Below are 19314 nucleotides of genomic sequence, written 5' to 3'. Positions count from 1 at the left end.
AAGTCTTATGTCCCGCTACTTAGTAACCAATTGCCCGGCGCGCATGGCAGTCTGGGACTTCGATGGCGAGAGCTTCCTCGTAGATGTCTTTGAGTACGCGGGCCGACTCGGCCCAGCTGAACTTCGCCGCATGCCCCACGGCGGCTTCGCCCATGCTGATGCGCAGCGGGTCGTCGTCAAGCAAGTGCTCCAAGGCATCCGCCCAGGCCTCCGGCGAGTGACCATCGACTAGCTCACCCGTCTCCCCATCCGCCACGGCGATGGGCAGGCCGCCGACGCGGGAGGCGATGACCGGGGTGCCCGAGGCCTGAGCCTCCAGTGCTACCAGGCCAAAGGACTCATTGTAGCTGGGCACCGCCACAACGTCGGCCGCGCGGTAAATAGAGACCAACTCCTCCGGCGGACGCGGACTAAGAAAGCGCACGTGCTTGGAAAGCCCCAGCTTGTGCACCAGGTTCTGGTAGTACTCCGGCGTCGAGTTCGCACCCGATGGGCCGCCGCAGAACAGCACGCGGATATTGCGATAAGGATCGCGCTCAATGAGCTCAGCGGTTGCACGAATGAGAACCTCCGGGCCCTTGAACTTCTGCAGTCGGCCCACGAAGGCCACGACCTTGGTGTGGATAGGAATGCCCAACTCACGGCGCGAGCGCTCGGTGTTGCGGTCGGTGCCAGGTGTAAACAGCTCGGTGTCGGCGCCCGGCGAGACCACCTTGATGCGAGAAGGCTCGGCGTCGTAATGCTCGACGAGATCGCGAGTCTCCTGCTCTGTATTCACCACGAGGAGATCCGCGTTATCCACCAGCTGCTGCTCGCAGATGCGACGGGCTTCCGATTCCCGGGTGTCATCGGCGGTGCGGTGCGCATTCTTCACAGCAGCCAGGGTGTGCGCGGTATGGACGAGCGGGACGCCCCAGAGATCGCGCAGCAGCCAGCCCACTTGGCCGGAGAGCCAGTAGTGCGTGTGGATGAGGTCGTAATCAAGATTGAAGCACTTGACGAACTGCACGAGCCCACCCGCGAATGCTGCCAGCTGCGTGGGGAGGTCTTCCTTATCAAGACCCTCGTAAGGCCCCGCAACGATGTTGATGACGCGCAGGTGCTCCTCGACCTCGACGACCTCGCCTTGGCTGGGACGCGTGGCTCGCGTGAAAATGTCGACGTCGACGCCCTGCCGGGCAAGTTGGCGAGCAATGTTGATGACGTAGACGTTCATTCCACCTGCATCACCGGACCCCGGCTGCTCGATGGGCGAGGTGTGGAGTGAAATCATTGCGATGCGCATAGGCATACAGTCTAGTCATCCGGATTCCGGGCTATACTGGCCCATGCTAAAACTTACGCAACCGAAAGGTGCTGAACCCCATGTCGGCATTCGACACCAAGGAATGGCTCCAGTTCTACCCAGAATGGACCCCGCATAACCTTGACTACGGAGATACCACTCTCCTCGATATTTACGACAACAACCTGGCAATCAACCCTGACAAGCCAGCGACTTACTTCTTTGGCAAGACCCAGACCTTCGCGGAGATGGACAAGCAGGTCCGTCGCGCCGCCGCCGGTCTGCGCGCATTCGGCGTGCGCCCGGGTGACAAGGTGGCCATCGTGGCGCCGAACTGCCCGCAGTACGTAGTTGCTTTTTACGCCATCTTGAAGCTGGGCGCCATCGCGGTCCTCCACAACCCGCTCTACACTGCGCACGAGCTGGAAGGTCTGTTCAAGGATCACGGCGCCCGCATCGCTATTGCCTGGGACAAGACGGCTTCTACCCTGGAGAAGCTGCGCGGCACCACCAATCTGGAGACGGTCATCTCCGTCAACATGATTGATGCGATGCCTACCGCCCAGAAGCTCGCCCTCAAGTACCTGCCTTTCTTGAAGTCCAAGCGCGGGCAGCTATCGGCGCATGCCAAAAACACCGTCACCTGGGACAGCCTGGTGGGCAATGCCATCGGCGGCGACGGGCGCGACGTCGAGCCTCCGGCGGACATCACCAAGGACACCATTGCCGTCATCATGTACACCTCCGGCACTACCGGGCAGCCGAAGGGCGCGCAGCTTTCGCACGGCAACTTCTTCGCCGTCATTCTGCAGGGCAAGCACTGGGTACCTGGCCTGGGCGACAAGCCGGAGCGCATGCTTTGCGCGCTGCCTTTCTTCCACGCTTATGGCCTGGTTATGAACGTGGTCCTGCAACCACTTATCGGCGGCGAGCTGGTCATCATTCCAAAGCCGGACATTGCGCTCATCATGGACTTGATGAAGAAGCACACTCCGACGTGGGTTCCAGGTGTGCCAACCCTCTACGAGCGCATCGTCGAGTCTGCTGAGGAACAGAACATCGACATCAAGGGCGTGCGTGCGGCATTCTCCGGCGCCTCGACCTTGCCGGTGGACACCGTAGAGAAGTGGGAGCAATACACCGGCGGCTTGCTGGTTGAGGGCTACGGCCTAACCGAGTGCTCCCCCATCATCGTGGGTAACCCGATGAGCACAGACCGCCGCCCGGGCTACGTGGGAATCCCATTCCCGGACACCGAGGTGCGCATTGCGAACCCGGACAACCTGGATGAGACCCAGCCGGACGGCGTCGAGGGCGAGGTCCTCGCACGCGGCCACCAGGTGTTCAAGGGCTACCTCAACAACCCGAAGGCCACCGAAGCCGCCTTCCACAACGGCTGGTTCCGCACCGGTGACATGGGCATCATGGAAGAAGACGGCTTCATCCGCCTGGTCTCCCGCATCAAGGAAATCATTATCACCGGCGGCTTCAACGTCTACCCAGGTGAAGTTGAGGAAGTACTGCGTAAGCACCCTGCCATTGACGACGTCGCCGTGGTCGGCCGCCCGCGCTCCGACGGTTCCGAGGACGTCGTGGCCTGCATCGACCTGGCCGACGGCGTGGCGCTCGACCCTGAAGGCTTGAAGGAATTCTGCCGCGAGCGTCTGACCCGCTACAAGGTCCCGCGTACCTTCTACCACTTCGAGGAACTGGCCAAGGACCAGATGGGCAAGATCCGCCGCCGCGAAGTCCAGGCCGATCTGCTCGAGCGCTTGGAAAAGGAGAAGGCCGGCAAGTAGCCGCTGCCGCCTCCTCCGGCCGGGCCTTCGGCCGCACTTCCCGGCCCCGACCAGGACGATTTCCTGACCCAATTCCCGGCCCCTTCCAAAAGCTCCTTTTGCTCAGCCCCCATCACTGGGTAAAAGGAGCTTTTGGCCGTTTTCTGACGAGCTTCTACTCGACATACAACCATTTGAAAGGGAGCTTTTGCACGGGACCAAAAAGAGCAGTAACAGCCTGAAACGACTAATCCCTCAACCGCGTCATAACACGGATCTGCAATAGGACCGGGTAACCATGGCCAATTATCCCGATCATTAGGAGGACTACCGCTGCCAGCCAGCCGTCGGCGGTAACTACCCAAATCGCGCTTTCGCATTGCTACTATGTGCTTGTTCCAACCGATTCGCCAGAGAAAGGCGTTGAAGCAATCCACGCCCCAACGTCGGCTGGCAGCACGTGAAAGAGAAAAACGGCGCCACACCGAGGCCGGAAGATAGCGCTCCAGTGAGCCACCGACGAACAGCGCAAAGCCAAACCCTATGAGCGTTACCGTGACAACAAACCCCACGGAATCAGCACCAACCGCGCCCGCCACTACAACGAGACCGTAAATTCCCGCAGCCGTGAAAAGTAAAGCAACCACGGAACACTCACCGCTTCCCCGTCTCGGTTCCTGCAAGAACCATGAGTACAAATGTGAATTCTAGCGGCCCACAAACACGGTGAGCCAAGGAGAGACGGCAACTACCCCATCGCAAAAGTTTGGCAGGCAGAAGTGTTTAGTTCACAAAATGGTTATACTGTCCGAAACAAAACTGTTTGCCACCCAAAGGAGACCTCTCATGTCGGATCCCCAACAGTCTGCATTCGAAACCAAGGCCTGGCTTGCCAGCTACGCCGAGTGGACCGACCACTCCCTCGAGTACGGTGAACTCACGCTGCTTGATATCTACAATGAGAACTTGGAAAAGCGCGGCAATAGGCCAGCCACCTGGTTCTTTGGTAGGCAGCAGAACTACCACGAGCTCGACGCCCAAGTGCGTGCCGCTGCCGCCGGCCTCAAGGCCTTCGGTATCCGCCCGGGCGACCGCGTGGCCATGGCACTGCCCAACTGTCCGCAGCACATCGCGGCGTTCTACGCGGTGCTCAAGTTAGGTGCGACTGTGGTCGAGCACAATCCGCTCTACACCGCACACGAGCTGGAGGGACTGTTCCAAGACCACGCTGCCCGCGTAGCCATCGTGTGGGACAAGGTGACACCGACCTTCGAGCAGCTGCGTGAGACCACCCCGCTGGAGACCATCGTCTCCGTCAACATGACCGAAGCAATGCCGCGCCGCCAGCAACTCCTGTTGCGCATCCCAATTCCGCCGATTACGGAAAAGCGCGATCAGCTCACTGCCGCTGCCCCGAATACGGTTCCATGGAACGTGCTCACCGGCACCGCCATTGGCGGCAACGGCCACAAGCTCGAGGACGCTACGGTCAAACCCGACGACACCGCGATCATCTTGTACACCTCCGGTACCACCGGTAAACCAAAGGGCGCTGAGATTACCCACGCGAATGTGTGCGCCAACGTCAAGCAAGGCGTGGCCTGGGTTCCTAACTTCGGTGCTAAGCCCGAGCGCATGCTCGCCGCCTTGCCCATGTTCCACATCTACGGCCTGACTCTCCTCGCAGCCCTCGGCGTGTATGTAGGCGGCGAGTTGGTACTTACTCCTGCCCCCAAGATCCCGCTCATCATGGACATCATGAAAAAGCACCGCCCAACCTGGTTGCCTGGTGTTCCTACTTTGTACTCCAAGATCATCGAGACAGCAGAGGAAAAGGGCGCAGACATCACCGGCATCCACAACTCCCTGTCAGGTGCTGCGGCGCTTCCCCCAGAAACCGTGGAGAAGTGGGAGTCGCTCACTGGCGGTCTGCTGGTTGAGGGCTACGGCCTCACCGAGACCTCGCCGGTCCTCACAGGTAACCCGATGAACAATAACCGACGCCCAGGCTACATCGGCATTCCGTTCCCGGACACCGAAATCCGCATCGCCAACCCAGAAAATCTTGACGAAACCATGCCCGACGGCGAGGCTGGCGAGTTGCTAGCCCGCGGCCCGCAGGTGTTCAAGGGCTACTTCAAAAACCCCGAAGCTACGGAGAACACTTTCCACGACGGCTGGTTCCGAACTGGCGATATGGCTGTCATGGAATCAGACGGCTTTATCAAGATCGTCTCCCGCATCAAGGAAATGATCATCACCGGCGGCTTCAACGTCTACCCAGGCGAGGTTGAAGAAGTCATCGCCACGCACCCAGACGTGGAAAACGTCGCCGTCGTTGGCCTGCCGCGCGCGGACGGTTCCGAGGACGTCGTCGCCTGTGTCATTCTGCGCGAAGGCGCCGCGCTTGACCCCGAGGGAATGAAGGACTTCGCCCGCAAGAACCTCACTCGCTACAAGGTGCCGCGCACCTTCTACCACTTCGAGCACCTCGCCTCCGATCAGCTGGGCAAAATTCGCCGCCGCGAAGTCCAGGCAGACCTCATCGCCCTTCTCGAAAAGAATAAGGCGAAGAACTAAAGCATCCACACACTAACGTCGATTCGCTTTTTGGGCGAAAATTTCAGTTAATTCCCCGTTTGCACCTTTTGCGAACGGGGCTTTTTCTAGCTAAAACAAGGCGAATTCGCACCTTATAGTGACTTCCCCCCAGAAACTCACCAATATTAGCAAGTTTTTCAAGACTTAACACGTTAGTTAACTCACATTAGCAACTACACTGTGTTGCAACTAATACTTAGCCTCAGAAACTGAAAGGCATGATCATGGGAGCTTTTGACAACGCCGCTTGGCTTCAGCACTACGCCGAGTGGACCCCTCATTCCATCGACTATGGCGACACCACGTTGGTTGATATCTACACCAACAACCTCGCGGTCAATGCCGCAAACCCTGCGACCTACTTCTTCGGCAAGACAATGACCTACGCGGATCTCGACGCCCAGGTTCGCGCCGCCGCCGCCAGTCTCAAGGCCTTCGGCATCCGCCCAGGCGACAACGTCGCCATCCTTCTACCCAACTGCCCGCAGCACCTCATCGCCTTCTACGCCATTACCCGCCTCGGTGCGACAGTCGTGGAACACAACCCGCTGTACACCGCCCACGAGCTCGAGTCCCTGTTCCAAGACCATGGCGCCCGCGTAACCATCGCCTGGGACAAAGCCGCCTGCACGCTCGAAAAGCTGCGTGACGTCACCAACCTCGAGACGGTCATCTCTGTGAACATGATCGACGAGATGCCACCCCTCCAGCGCCTCGCGCTTAAACTCCCGCTCCCACCGCTGAAGGCCAAGCGCGAGGCCTTGTCCGCCGACGCTCCAAACACCGTCCCGTGGTCCACCTTTATCAGCACGGCCATCGGTGGCGACGGCCGCCGCATGCAGTTCCCCGAGATATCGAAGGATGACATCGCGCTCATCCTCTACACCTCAGGAACTACCGGCAAGCCCAAGGGCGCCCAGCTCTCTCACGGCAACCTCGCCGCCAACGCCTTGCAGGTCGATGCCTGGGCCCCAGACCTCGGCCGCGGCCACGAGCGCTTCATGGCTGTGCTGCCCATGTTCCACTCTTATGGCTTCACCATGTCCATCACCTTAGGAATCCTGGCTGGTGCGGAAATCATCCTCCTTCCTTCACCGCAGCTCCCGCTCATCATGGACATCTTGAAGAAGCACACCCCCACTTGGTTCCCAGCCGTACCCACTATTTACGAAAAGGTGCTCGCTGCCGCCAAGGAAGAAGGCGTCGAGGTCAACGGCATCCGCTACGCCATCTCGGGCGCTGCCACCCTGCCCGTACACACTGTCTCCGAGTGGGAGACTGATACGGGCGGCACGTTAGTTGAAGGCTACGGTCTTACCGAAGCCTCGCCGGTCGTCACCTGCAATCCGCTGACCGACGCCCGCCGTGCCGGCCACATCGGACTCCCCTTCCCAGACACTGAGGTCCGCATCGCGAATCCAGATAACCTCGACGAGACTCAGCCGGACGGCGTCGAAGGCGAGCTTCTCGTCCGCGGCCCGCAGGTCTTCCCGGGCTACCTCCACAACGAAGAAGCCACCGCCGCCACCTTCCACAACGGTTGGTTCCGCACTGGCGACATGGCCGTCATGGACGAGGAAGGCTTCATCCGCTTGGTCTCCCGCATCAAGGAAATGATCATCACCGGCGGCTTCAACGTCTACCCGGCAGAAGTCGAGGCGATCATCAATCAGCACCCCGACGTGGTCAATGTCGCGGTTGTGGGACGCCCACGACACGACGGCTCCGAGGACGTCGTGGCTTGTGTCATCCTGCGCGAAGGCGCGGCGCTCGATCCGGAAGGCCTGAAGGACTTCTGCCGCGAGCGTCTCACCCGCTACAAGGTCCCGCGCACCTTCTACCACTTCGAGCACTTGGCCTCCGATCAACTGGGCAAGATCCGCCGCCGAGAGGTACAGGCTGATCTCATGGCGCTTCTGGAAGAGCCCGACCAACTCCGCCCGGACCACCACGGCGACTCCGCCACCGACACCAACGCCGACGCACATGCCGCAGCCAGCCCGGCAGATGCCAAGGCACCTCTCCCAGACTAGGCTGTCAGCAACTCTCTATTAGCCGCAGCCATCAGGCATAAACAGCGCACGAGTGGGATTGAACGCATCATAGAAGTCCTCCGCCAAGCCCACCAGCTGGCGTACCAAACCATCTACTTGGTACGCCAGCTGTTCGTTTGTATATCCGCAGTCCGTAGGAATCAGGGCGTAGCCGTTGAACACCAGATTCGAATCATCGGGCGCTGAGATAATCCGCGCCGAGACCTCACTCTGGGCTTCGTTTACGTCGATTGCCCATTGCAAAACGTTGGGCCAATAACAAGCACAGTGCGCAGCAGGCGCATAGGTCATCAACTCCACGTCCCCGCTTCCATCACGGGCATGCCCCACCCGGATCTGAAGCCCGTCAACAACAATCAGCACGTACCCCTGCGCCACCGAGCCGGTAACCGAAACCGACGTCGCACCAAAACTCATCGTTTGCGCTAAGTCAGCGATGCGCTGCAAGGACACCTCCGCAACGCCATAGCGTGTGCTCTCCTTCTTCCGCCGCGCCATCCGCAACCCCGTGCCGCGCGGCAGCGGCACCGTGCTCCCAGAGAACTTCCTATCCAAAGCATGAAAAGCTCGCACCATCTTTTTGGCATAGCCCGCGATAAGCAGATCCAACTGAGCATCCGTGGCATATTCCGCAAGGAGCGGCGGGCCACAGACCAGAACATGCGAATGGTTCGGCGAGTTACCGCATTGAAACGCGCTAACCACGCCCGGCACCTCTCCCCCATTTAGGTCATTGATGCGCATGACTAGGGGCGCTTGGTCTGGATCGTGAAACGCATCCCCGCCCCAATAACCCAATGGCGTGAGTGCGCCACGCTGGATCTCTAGGTCGAATCTCAATAGACCGCCAGGGATGCGAAGTGATTTCTCCCCGTCTTTAGAAGTTTCAATTCTCCCACCCAGACGTTGGATGGCTTTGAGTAGGCGTCGCTGAGAAATGCGCGGAATCCGCGCAACAGTTGCGTGAGTCATTATTCCCCCGAGAGTTTTATACGTTTGATTACGCGTGCCGCACCTACTTACAGCTTCCCCTTCCCCCGAAGAGCGCTGACGCAAAATAGCTGCGGTGAGGCCAGCATACAAAAGCCTCCGGACATACGCAGCACGAGTTCCTAAGGGCAGCGTCACACGATCGTCACCCCGCTCAAACGTGAGAAAAACCTCACATTAAGACGCGTCAGACACATACCTACGCCAAAGTAGGTTACGGTGGCGTAATCACTTTTAGTTGCTTCACACTAACTAAGTGCATTTCAAACGTCACCAGACTTTAAGAGGGAAAATGTCTTTGACTCCATTGCATTCCATGCCTAATCCAGCCGTCATTTTCGCAGGACAAGGCTCCAATTGGCAGGCCACGCTTAACGACGCCGCGCAGGCCCCCGCCACCGCACAGAACCTGCGGGAGGTGCTCGCCGAGGCCCGCCGCATCACCGGCCCTGCCGCACGAGCCATCGCCTCGAGCTGCCCAGGCGCCATCGAGCGCCTCGAGCAACTGCTCGAAGGGGATGCTGCTACTGTGACTGCCGCTGCCACTGCCGCCGCGCTCGACGCCTCCCCGGCCGTATCCATCCCCGGCATCGTGCTCAGCCAAATCGCCACCATCGAACAGCTGCGCAACCTCGGAGTCATCATCAACGAGACCGCCGGACACTCCCAGGGATCCTTGGGCGAAATGGCCGTCGACAAGCCTGCGGAAGCCCTCGCCCTCGCCCTGCTGATGGGCACCGCCGCCAACGCCGGAGGCGGTTCCGATACCCGTTCCCAGATGGTTTCCATCCGTGACCTTTCCCGTGAATTCATCACGGAGAACCTGCGCGGCACCACGGTAATCGCCGTGGTCAACGCCCGCCAGCATTTTGCGCTCTCCGGCTCCCCGGAGGATCTCGCTGCAACCCGCACAGCGCTCGACTCCGCAGTACAGGCCTTCAACGATTCCCTCGAAGAGCGCACCATCGGCGGCGACCCCCTTGAGCCGCAATACACCGAGCTGCCCGTGGCTCTTCCTTTCCACAACGCCATTCTCGCGCCCGCTGCCGAGCGCACCGTCGAACTGGCCACCGCCTGTGGCCTCGACGCTGAAAACGCTCGCGAGCAGGCAGAATCTATCCTGGTCAACGAGCACAACTGGCCGCAGGTCCTGGCTAAGCTGAAGTCTCGTCACTTCATCGTGCTGGATCGCTCGCTGGCCAACATCACTAAGCGCGTCGTCGAAGGCAGTGGCATCGTCGTGGTGTCTGCGGGCAGCCCGCAGGATCTCGATGCTCTAGCAATCCCCGGAAATTCCCTCCCCACGTCCGTGGACTACTCCGAATTCGCGCCGCGCGTTGTCGAGCTGCCGGGCGGCCGCGCGTTTACCCAGACCCGCTTCTCTGATCTCACCGGCCTGTCCCCCATCATGCTGGGTGGCATGACGCCGACCTCAGCTGATGGCGAGATCGTGGCCGCAGCAGCCAACGCCGGGCACTGGACCGAGATGGCCGGCGGCGGCATGTACTCCGACGAGGTCTTCCGTGCTCACCTCGCTGTGATGGAAAAGCACCTGGAGCCAGGCCGCACTGCGCAGTTCAACACCATGTTCTTCGACCGCTACCTGTGGAACCTGCAGTTCGGCCAGGCTCGCATCGTGCCGAAGGCTCGCGCCGCTGGTGCTTCCTTCAACGGCGTGTGCATCTCCGCGGGTATCCCGGAGGTAGACGAGGCCGGCGAGCTCCTCGCCCAGCTTCATGCCGATGGCTTCCCTTACATCTCTTTCAAGCCGGGCACTGCGAAGCAGATTCGCGACGTTCTCAAGATCGCTGCCGCCTACCCGGATGACCAGATCATCATGCAGGTCGAGGACGGCCACGCAGGCGGTCACCACTCGTGGGTCAACCTCGATGACATGCTGCTCGAAACCTACGCCGAGGTCCGCGCGCACCGCAACGTCGTCCTCGCCGTCGGAGGCGGCATCTACTCCCCGGAGCGCGCGGCGGACTACCTCACCGGCGAGTGGTCACAGGCTTATAACCTGCACGCCATGCCTGTCGACGCCGTGTTCATCGGCACCGTCGCCATGGCCACCAAGGAGGCTAAGGCCACCGACTCCGTCAAGGACCTGTTGGTGAAAACCTCCGGTATTTCACCAACCGAAAATGATGGTTGGGTCGGCCGCGGTGCCGGTACCAACGGCGTGGCCTCCTCCCAGTCGCACTTGTTGGCAGACATCCACGACCTGGACAACTCTTTTGCGGCTGCCTCCCGTCTCATCACTTCTTTGAGCATCGAGGACTACCCCGCCCACCGCGAAGAAATCATCACCGCGCTGAACAAGACGTCGAAGCCTTACTTCGGCGACGTCGAGAAAATGACCTACGCGGAATGGCTCGAGCGCTTCGTCGAACTGGCTCACCCGTTCGTGGACCCCACGTGGGATGACCGCTTCTTCGACCTCCTTCACCGCATCGAGGCGCGTCTCAACAGCGCCGACCACGGCGAGATCGATACCCTCTTTAACTCCATCGACGAGGTCCACGACGCTCCGGCCGCGGCGGCGCGTTTGCTGGCGGCCTACCCGGAGGCGACGTCGACAAGCGTGTCCCCGCGCGACGCCGCATGGTGGATTTCCCTGCACTACAAGCACGTCAAGCCGATGCCGTGGGTGCCCGCCATCGATGGCGACCTCAAGGTCTGGTTCGGCAAAGACACCCTGTGGCAGGCACAGGACGAGCGCTACACCGCGGACCAGGTGCGCATCATCCCGGGCCCAGTGGCCGTCGCTGGCATCACCAAGAAGAACGAGCCGGTAGCCGAGCTGCTTGCCCGCTTCGAACAGGCCACCACGGACTCCCTGCTGGCCGCGGGCCAGACCCCGCAGCAGGTATTCTCTCGCCTGCAGGCCGCACAGGACGAGGCCGCCTTCATCAAGGCCGCACCGACCTTGGTCTGGCATGGCCACCTCATGGCCAACCCGGCCTATGAGATGGACGATAACGCCTACAGCCTGCGCCAAGACGCGGACGGCAACTGGGAGATCGTCATCACCGCCGATTCTTATTGGGACCACCTGCCGGAGGACCAGCGCCCGTTCTACGTCCGCGAGGTCACCGTTCCCGTCGACCTTCCCGAGGGAGTTGCTACCGGCGGCTCCCCGGTGGTCTCGGAGGAGCGCCTCCCGGCCTCCGTCTTCACCCTGCTCGAGGGCCTGGCCGGCGTGGGTTCCACGTCTGAGCAGGGCGACGAGATCACGCAGATGCCGCGCATTGAAGAAGGTTCAATCAGCGAGGACGCACCTTATGGTGTGGCCCACTACTCCTTCCACCTGCCGGCCTCCTTGCTGGAGGCGCACACCGCAGTCACCGGTGCCGCGCTTCCTGCCAGCGAGGACGCCACCGTGGGCACCCCGGACGTCCTCGTCGGCCCCTGCTGGCCGGCCATCTACACCGCGCTAGGTTCGGGCCTTTTGGAGGACGGCTACCCCGTCATCGAGGGCCTGCTCAATGCTGTGCACTTGGACCACGTCGTGGACGTCCGCGTTCCGCTTGCGACTCTCGCCGACGGCCGCCGCATCGACGTCACCTCCAAGTGCACCGCCATCGACGAGTCCGTCTCCGGGCGCATCGTCACCGTAGAGCTAGAGCTCAAAGACCACAGCACCGAAGAGATCGTCGCAACCCAGATGCAGCGCTTTGCCATCCGCGGCCGCGCCACCGGCACCGCGATGCCGAAGCCTGCGCCTGAGTGGGGCGGCGGCAAGTCTGCCTCCAAGGTCGAGTCCACGCCACGCTCCTTCGTGGATCGTGGGACCGTCACCGCGCCGCACGACATGACCCCATTCGCGCTGGTCTCCGGCGACTACAACCCCATTCACACCTCCTACAACGCCGCACAGCTGGTGAACCTCCAGGCACCGCTGGTCCACGGCATGTGGCTCTCGGCCACTGCGCAACACCTGGCCGCGCGGCACGGCCAGGTCGTGGGCTGGACCTACTCCATGTACGGCATGGTTCAGTTGCACGATTTCATTGACATCGTCGTCGAGCGCGTGGGCCGCAAGGGTATCCACGTGGCCCTCGAAGTCACGTGCCGCATAGGCGGCGAGGTCGTTTCCCGTGGCCAGGCACTGCTTGCGCAGCCGCGCACCGCTTATGTCTACCCAGGCCAGGGCATCCAGACCGAGGGCATGGGCAAGGGCGACCGCGACGCTTCCCCAGCCGCACGCGAGGTCTGGCGCCGCGCCGACCAGCACACCCGCGAAGCACTGGGCTTTAGCATCCGACACGTCATCGATGACAACCCCACTTCCCTGCGCGTCGGCGAGCAGACCTTCGTGCACCCACAGGGTGTTTTGCACCTGACCCAATTCACCCAGGTCGCCCTGGCAGTCGTGGCGTACGCACAGACCGAGCGCCTGCGTGAGAACAACGCCATCGGCTCCAACTCGATGTACGCCGGCCACTCCCTCGGCGAGTACACAGCGCTGGCCTCGCTGGCTAACATCTTTGACCTTGAAGCGGTCATCGACATCGTCTACTCCCGCGGCTCCGCGATGGGCAGCCTCGTTCCACGCGACGCGGAGGGCAACTCCGAGTACGCCATGGCCGCGCTGCGTCCGAACATGATCGGTGTGAGCGGCGATGAGGTGGACGCCTACGTCGCCTCCATTGCAGAAGAAACCGGCGAGTTCCTAGAAATCGTCAACTACAACATCCGCGGTCAGCAGTACTCCGTGGCTGGCACCAAGGCCGGCCTGCGCGAGCTGGTCCGCCGCGCCAACGCTGTCAAGGAACGCGCAGCCGTGATGGTTCCGGGCATCGATGTCCCGTTCCACTCCCGCGTGCTGCGCGATGGCGTGGCCGCGTTTGCGGAGAAGCTCGACGAGCTCCTCCCGGCTGAGCTTGACCTCGACGCGCTGGTCGGCCGCTACGTGCCGAACCTCGTGGCAGTGCCGTTCGAGCTGACCCAAGAATTCGTCGACACCGTGGCCCCGATGGCTCCTTCTGGCAAGCTCGACGGCCTCGACGCCTCCTCGCTTGGGCCGCAGGCACTCGCCCGCCTGCTTCTCATCGAGCTGCTGTCCTGGCAGTTCGCCTCCCCGGTGCGCTGGATTGAGACCCAGGAACTGCTCTTCGACGAGGTCGATCAATTAATCGAGGTCGGCCTTGCCGCCTCCCCAACCCTGACCAACTTGGCCAAGCGCTCCCTGGCCGTGGCAGGCCGCGACCTGCCCGTATTCAACGTCGAGCGCGACCAAGACCAGGTCATGCTCCAGGACGTCCAGGCAGCACCAGAGCCCGAGACCGCCCCCGAGACAGAGGAACCGGCTGTCGAGGCCGCGTCGGTCCCAGCTGCTCCAGCCACCCCAGCCGCTGAATCCGCGCCAGCCCCGGCCGAGTCCGCTCCCGCAGTTCCTGCCCCGGCTGCGCCTTCCGCAGGTGCCGCCCCTGAGCTCACCTTCCGCGCGGCCGAGGCCATCATGGTGCTCTTCGCGTTCCAGAACAAGATCCGCATCGACCAGATCAACGACTCCGAAAACATCGAGGAGCTCACCAACGGCGTTTCCTCGCGCCGCAACCAGCTCCTGATGGACATGTCCGCTGAGATCGGCGTGCCTGCAATCGACGGCGCCGCAGACGCCGACGTCGCCTCGCTGCGCGAAAAGGTCAACGCCGCCGCCCCTGGCTACGCGCCTTTCGGCAGCGTCCTTGGCGAAGCCGTCACCGCACGCCTGCGCCAGCTGCTCGGCGCTGCGGGCCTCAAGCCCACCGCGGTGGCCGAGTACGTCACCGGCACCTGGGGCCTGCCCGAGTCTTGGGTCGCCCACGTCGAGGCTGAAATCCTGCTCGGCTCCCGCGACGAGGATTCTGTCCGCGGCGGCAGCCTGAACACGGTTCCGTCCAGCGCCACCAGCAAGTCCGCGGCGCACGAGCTTATCGACGCCGCCGTCCAAGGCGTCGCCAATGCGCACGGCGCCAGTGTCTCCAAGGGCGCTGCCGCAGGTGGAGCCTCCGGCGGGGTCGTGGATTCCGCTGCCCTCGAGGCCTACGCCGAGACCGTGACCGGTGAGAACGGCGTGCTCGCCACCGTGGCCCGCCAGGTCCTCACCCAGCTCGGCCACGTCGCCGAGCCTGCCGAGGCCACCGCCCCAGACACCGAGGTCATCGAGACCGTCGAAGCCGAGCTCGGTTCCGGCTGGCTCAAGTCCGTCACCCCTTCTTTCGACGCGGCACACGCCGTGCTTTTCGACGACGCCTGGGCCACCGCCCGCGAGCGCCTCGCCCGCGTAGCACTTGGCGAGATCGCGGCCGACGACGAGCGCGCGCAGCCTGCCGCTTTCCAGGGCGCCGGCGCCACCGTGGCTGAACAGGCCCGTTGGTGGGCACGCTCGGGCAACACCGCCGTCGAGAATGCCCACTTCGAGCAGATAGCCGCAGCCGCCGAGTCCACCGCACACGGCGCTTACGCCGGTGACGTCGCCCTCGTCACCGGTGCCGCTCCTGGTTCCATCGCCACCGCACTTGTCGAGCGCCTCCTCGCAGACGGTGCAACCGTCATCATGACGGCATCGCGAGTGACCCAGTCCCGTAAGGAATTCGCCCGCCGCCTCTACGCCGAGCACGGCCGTCAGGGATCTGCCCTGTGGTTGGTTCCGGCCAACCTCACCAGCTTCCGCGACGTGGACTCCCTGGTGGAGTGGATCGGCTCCGAGCAGCGCGAATCCGTGGGCAACGAGGTGAAGATTCTCAAGCCAGCGCTCACCCCAACCTTGGCATTCCCATTCGCGGCACCGTCTGTTTCCGGCTCGCTTGCAGACGCCGGCTCCTCCACGGAGACCCAGGCTCGCCTGCTGCTGTGGTCGGTCGAGCGCCTCATCGGCGGTCTCTCTGACCTCGCGGTTAAGGCCCCGAGTCCCACCCGGTGCCACGTGGTCCTGCCGGGCTCGCCCAACCGCGGCACCTTCGGCGGCGACGGTGCTTATGGCGAAGTCAAAGCCGCGCTCGACGCCATCCTGGCCAAGTGGAACGTCGAGGCTGGTTGGCCTGCCGGCGTCACCCTTGCGCAAGCCAAGATCGGCTGGGTCGCAGGCACTCACCTCATGGGCGGCAACGATGTCCTCGTTCCAGCCGCGCAGAAGGCCGGCATCCACGTGTGGTCGCCGGAGGAAATCTCCTCTGAGTTGCTAGACCTAGCTTCCGCCGAGTCCCGCGCCCGCGCCACCGAACGCCCGATCGAGGCAGACCTCACCGGCGGTCTCGAAGGATTCTCGCTGACTTCTCTAGAGGTCGAGAAGCCTGCTGCACAGTCCGCTACAGAAAGTGCCGCCAAGGACACCACCGCCCGCATCAAGGCACTGCCTTCCCCGGTGCGCCCGGTGCAGCCGCAGCTGGCTGAGGAACTTGGCGACATCACCACCGATCTCGACGACATGGTGGTTATCGCCGGTATCGGCGAGGTAAGCTCCTGGGGTTCCGGCCGCACCCGCTTCGAGGCCGAGTACGGTCTGCAGCGCGACGGCTCCGCCGAGTTGACCGCCGCCGGTGTCATCGAGCTCGCGTGGATGACCGGCCTCATCGCATGGCACGAGGAGCCCACGCCGGGCTGGTTCATCGGTGAGACTGACGAACAGATTGCGGAAGAGGACATCTACGAGCGTTTCCACGACGAGGTCGTGGCCCGCGCCGGCATCCGCGAGCTCACCGATAAGTACCACCTGGTTGACCGCGGCTCCATCGACCTGACCACAGTGTTCTTGGACCGCGACATCACCTTCACCGTCGATTCCGAGGCCACCGCCCGCGACATCGCCGGGGCCGACCCAGAGTTCACCAGCATCCGCGAGGCTGACGGCGAATGGGAGGTCACCCGCCGCAAGGGCGCCACCGCAAAGGTACCGCGCAAGGCCACGCTCACCCGCACCGTGGCCGCGCAGATGCCAGACAACTTCGACGCCGCCCGCTGGGGCATCCCGGACCACATGCTCGACGCACTCGACCGCATGGCGGTCTGGAACCTGGTCACGGCCGTCGACGCCTTCATCCAGGCCGGCTTCTCCCCTGCTGAGCTGCTGCAGTCCATCCACCCAGGCCAGGTTGCCACCACGCAGGGCACCGGCATCGGCGGCATGGAGTCCCTGCACAAGGTCTTCGTCTCCCGCTTCCTCGGCGAGGAGCGCCCATCCGACATCCTGCAGGAAGCACTGCCGAACATCATCGCGGCTCACACCATGCAGTCCTTGGTCGGCGGATACGGCTCGATGATCCACCCCATCGGCGCCTGCGCCACGGCCGCGGTGTCCATCGAGGAGGGCGTCGACAAGATTGCACTGGGCAAGGCAGACGTCGTGGTCGCCGGTGGCATCGACGACGTTCAGGTCGAGTCGCTGCAGGGCTTTGGCGACATGAACGCCACCGCGCAGACCGCAGCGATGACTGCGAAGGGCATCGACGAGCGCTTCATCTCCCGCGCCAACGACCGCCGCCGCGGCGGCTTCCTCGAGGGCGAGGGTGGCGGCACCGTCCTGCTTGTGCGCGGTAGTCTCGCGCAAGAGCTGGGCCTTCCGGTGCTCGCCGTGGTCGCCCACGCCGCTTCCTACGGCGACGGCGCCCACACCTCCATTCCAGCTCCGGGCCTCGGCGCCCTGGGCGCCGGTCGTGGTCGCGAGAACTCTCGTCTAGCACGCTCGCTGCGCGGGTTGGGTCTGACGCCAAACGACGTCTCGGTCCTGTCTAAGCACGACACCTCCACCAACGCCAACGACCCGAACGAGTCCGAGCTGCACTCCATCCTGTGGCCAGCTATCGGCCGCGACGCGGATCAGCCGATGTTCGTCATCTCGCAAAAGACGCTCACCGGCCACTCCAAGGCGGGTGCCGCGCTCTTCCAGACCGGCGGTATCATCGACGTCTTCCGCACCGGGCGCATCCCCGCCAACGTCTCGCTGGACTGTGTCGATCCCCTCATCGCACCGAAGGCGAAGAACCTCGTGTGGCTGCGTTCGCCGCTGGATCTGGCAGCCTCGGGCCGCAGCGTGAAAGCCGCGGCGCTCACCTCGCTCGGCTTCGGACACGTCGGCGCACTCATCGTGTACGCGCACCCGGGCGTGTTTGAGAAGGCCGTCGCCAAGCAGCGCGGCACTGACGCTGCAGCTGCTTGGCGCGAGCGTGCCGAGCAGCGCCTCGCCGCGGGTCATGCCCGCTTCGAGGCCGGCATGCTGGGCCGCGCGCCGCTCTTTGAGATCATCGACGGCCGCCGCCTGCCGCACGCCGACGCCAAGGTGATGATTGACGGCTACGGCCTCGTCGACGCCGACAAGGCCGCGGAAATCTCCATGCTCCTCGACGCCGGTGCGCGCCTGGGCAGCAACGGTAAGTTTCCGAGTGCGTAGCCTCTAGCAATCAGGGCCAGTTCGTACTTGAACTGGCCCTTTACTTTTGACCAAGCATCGTTTCGCTCTATGTCGCGACGATGTTTGCTCACCGACTCTTTTCAATTAAATGTTCCATCACACGCTTTCAAACATCCGCCGAAAAATATTGACAAGCATGATTACGGAATCAGCGATTATGCCAGCTTCACGGCGCGATGAGTTCGGTGCGTGTTTTATCGAATGAGCTAACGAAACTGCCTTACGAACAAAACTACGCAGTTCACTATTCGCTGGTCCTGGAAGTTCTACTTCAACAACTCGTGCCAGCCGATTTTTTGAGTTTCCCTCATTAAATTTATCCGCATCATCACCATTCCGTAAGTGACGAGTTTCGTCAAAGGCTACGCGGTTCAATTCATGTTGGCGGACATGAATAACTGACCAGTGGCGGACACGGGATTTAGGGGGTTGGGGGTTTTTATTGGGGGTAGGAAAATAAGGGGTCTTCATCCGATGTTCGATAGAAGAGTCTAACCGGACTCATCTAGCGAAAAGCGCGGTCGGACCTGACTCCGTCTCTAATCAGCAGCAATTGTCTTCTAGAAGAAGTAGGGGTGAAGTTGAGGTGTCAGGTCTGTGGCCCCGCCGGCGCCGATGGTGACTCCAACACCGGGTTCCTCGTGCCTATCGAAGGCAACCACAGCACGCGGCCGCGCCGTCGGCACGTTCCGTGAAATCACATGTGCCAAGCTTCACGGACCTCATGCCACAGGTGCGCCCGACACCGAACAACACGGCTCCCATCGGTCGGCTGATGCACCACGTCATCGTCGTTCGAACTCGAGGAGCATCCCAGCGCTAGATCGACGTCACAACAGGGCTCTGAACCAGAGGGGATAAGTTCGCTTACCATACTCCAACAGGACGAGTCAATCATTCGAACACGCCCTGCCCCCGTGGTGTCCGCCACTGGTCAGTTTCTCATGTCCGCTAACAATTCATCGAGAATGCGAACCCCCCGATTACCGACATCACTGAAGTCACTTTGAAGCGTCCTGGGTTTAGTTCCGCTTCTTTTACGGCCCCGTGTTGATGGGCTCGGTGAGATAGTACTCGGTTTCTATTTCCTGTGGGGTGGCGTAGTCCAAAGCTTCATGAAGCCGCTTGGTGTTCCACCAATGCACCCACCGCAAGGTGGCCAGTTCGACTTCTCCGACCGACGTCCACGGGCCCTGGGCATGAATTAGTTCA

At 62.3% G+C, this 19314-nt stretch carries 8 protein-coding genes; 4 read left to right on the top strand and 4 right to left on the bottom strand.

What is annotated here, in order from left to right:
- Nucleotides 1-19 precede the first annotated feature (19 nt).
- Nucleotides 20-1285 carry a D-inositol-3-phosphate glycosyltransferase gene (gene mshA / locus HMPREF0308_RS00045; RefSeq protein ID WP_005527584.1) on the bottom strand — a complete coding sequence of 422 codons (1266 nt, stop codon included), beginning with the start codon at nucleotides 1283-1285 and terminating at the stop codon, nucleotides 20-22.
- Nucleotides 1286-1365: 80 nt separating this feature from the next.
- Here mshA and HMPREF0308_RS00040 point away from each other — a divergent pair, with 80 nt between their 5' ends.
- The 3 genes from HMPREF0308_RS00040 to HMPREF0308_RS00030 all read left to right on the top strand — a co-directional run bounded on the left by HMPREF0308_RS00040 (nucleotide 1366) and on the right by HMPREF0308_RS00030 (nucleotide 7697).
- Nucleotides 1366-3084, top strand: coding sequence for a long-chain-fatty-acid--CoA ligase (locus HMPREF0308_RS00040; RefSeq protein WP_005527583.1), 1719 nt, complete (start codon nucleotides 1366-1368; stop codon nucleotides 3082-3084).
- Nucleotides 3085-3909: 825 nt separating this feature from the next.
- Nucleotides 3910-5643 carry a long-chain-fatty-acid--CoA ligase gene (locus HMPREF0308_RS00035; protein WP_034656495.1) on the top strand — a complete coding sequence of 578 codons (1734 nt, stop codon included), beginning with the start codon at nucleotides 3910-3912 and terminating at the stop codon, nucleotides 5641-5643.
- A gap of 245 nt (nucleotides 5644-5888) precedes the next feature.
- A complete protein-coding gene (locus HMPREF0308_RS00030) occupies nucleotides 5889-7697 on the top strand; it encodes a long-chain-fatty-acid--CoA ligase (RefSeq protein ID WP_080548580.1) in 1809 nt (602 codons plus the stop codon).
- 18 nt (nucleotides 7698-7715) lie between these two features.
- Here HMPREF0308_RS00030 and HMPREF0308_RS00025 read toward each other — a convergent pair whose 3' ends face one another.
- Nucleotides 7716-8690 (bottom strand): hypothetical protein, encoded by a 975-nt coding sequence (locus HMPREF0308_RS00025; protein ID WP_005527578.1) that lies wholly within the window; start codon nucleotides 8688-8690, stop codon nucleotides 7716-7718.
- A gap of 310 nt (nucleotides 8691-9000) precedes the next feature.
- On the opposite strand from HMPREF0308_RS00025, the gene HMPREF0308_RS00020 reads away from it, so the two are divergent.
- Complete coding sequence (locus tag HMPREF0308_RS00020) at nucleotides 9001-18081, top strand: type I polyketide synthase (RefSeq protein WP_005527576.1); 9081 nt, start codon at nucleotides 9001-9003, stop codon at nucleotides 18079-18081.
- A gap of 117 nt (nucleotides 18082-18198) precedes the next feature.
- Here HMPREF0308_RS00020 and HMPREF0308_RS13525 read toward each other — a convergent pair whose 3' ends face one another.
- Nucleotides 18199-18573: a hypothetical protein gene (locus tag HMPREF0308_RS13525; protein WP_141276743.1), complete on the bottom strand. Its 375-nt coding sequence runs from the start codon at nucleotides 18571-18573 to the stop codon at nucleotides 18199-18201.
- Nucleotides 18574-19139: 566 nt separating this feature from the next.
- The coding region (locus tag HMPREF0308_RS13520; RefSeq protein WP_005527575.1) for an integrase core domain-containing protein at nucleotides 19140-19314 on the bottom strand (175 nt) is incomplete at its 5' end.

Origin of the sequence: Corynebacterium striatum ATCC 6940, from assembly GCF_000159135.1 — a bacterium.
Lineage (GTDB): Bacteria > Actinomycetota > Actinomycetes > Mycobacteriales > Mycobacteriaceae > Corynebacterium > Corynebacterium striatum.
Note: the sequence above shows the minus strand (reverse complement) of the source record. Positions and strands in the feature narration are given on the sequence as shown.

What these genes read in the sequence shown, in the direction of transcription:
- mshA (WP_005527584.1), bottom strand. Translation starts at nt 1,285, where the DNA reads ATGCGCATCGCAATGATTTCACTCCACACCTCGCCCATCGAGCAGCCG.
- HMPREF0308_RS00040 (WP_005527583.1), top strand. Translation starts at nt 1,366, where the DNA reads ATGTCGGCATTCGACACCAAGGAATGGCTCCAGTTCTACCCAGAATGG.
- HMPREF0308_RS00035 (WP_034656495.1), top strand. Translation starts at nt 3,910, where the DNA reads ATGTCGGATCCCCAACAGTCTGCATTCGAAACCAAGGCCTGGCTTGCC.
- HMPREF0308_RS00030 (WP_080548580.1), top strand. Translation starts at nt 5,889, where the DNA reads ATGGGAGCTTTTGACAACGCCGCTTGGCTTCAGCACTACGCCGAGTGG.
- HMPREF0308_RS00025 (WP_005527578.1), bottom strand. Translation starts at nt 8,690, where the DNA reads ATGACTCACGCAACTGTTGCGCGGATTCCGCGCATTTCTCAGCGACGC.
- HMPREF0308_RS00020 (WP_005527576.1), top strand. Translation starts at nt 9,001, where the DNA reads ATGTCTTTGACTCCATTGCATTCCATGCCTAATCCAGCCGTCATTTTC.
- HMPREF0308_RS13525 (WP_141276743.1), bottom strand. Translation starts at nt 18,573, where the DNA reads ATGAAGACCCCTTATTTTCCTACCCCCAATAAAAACCCCCAACCCCCT.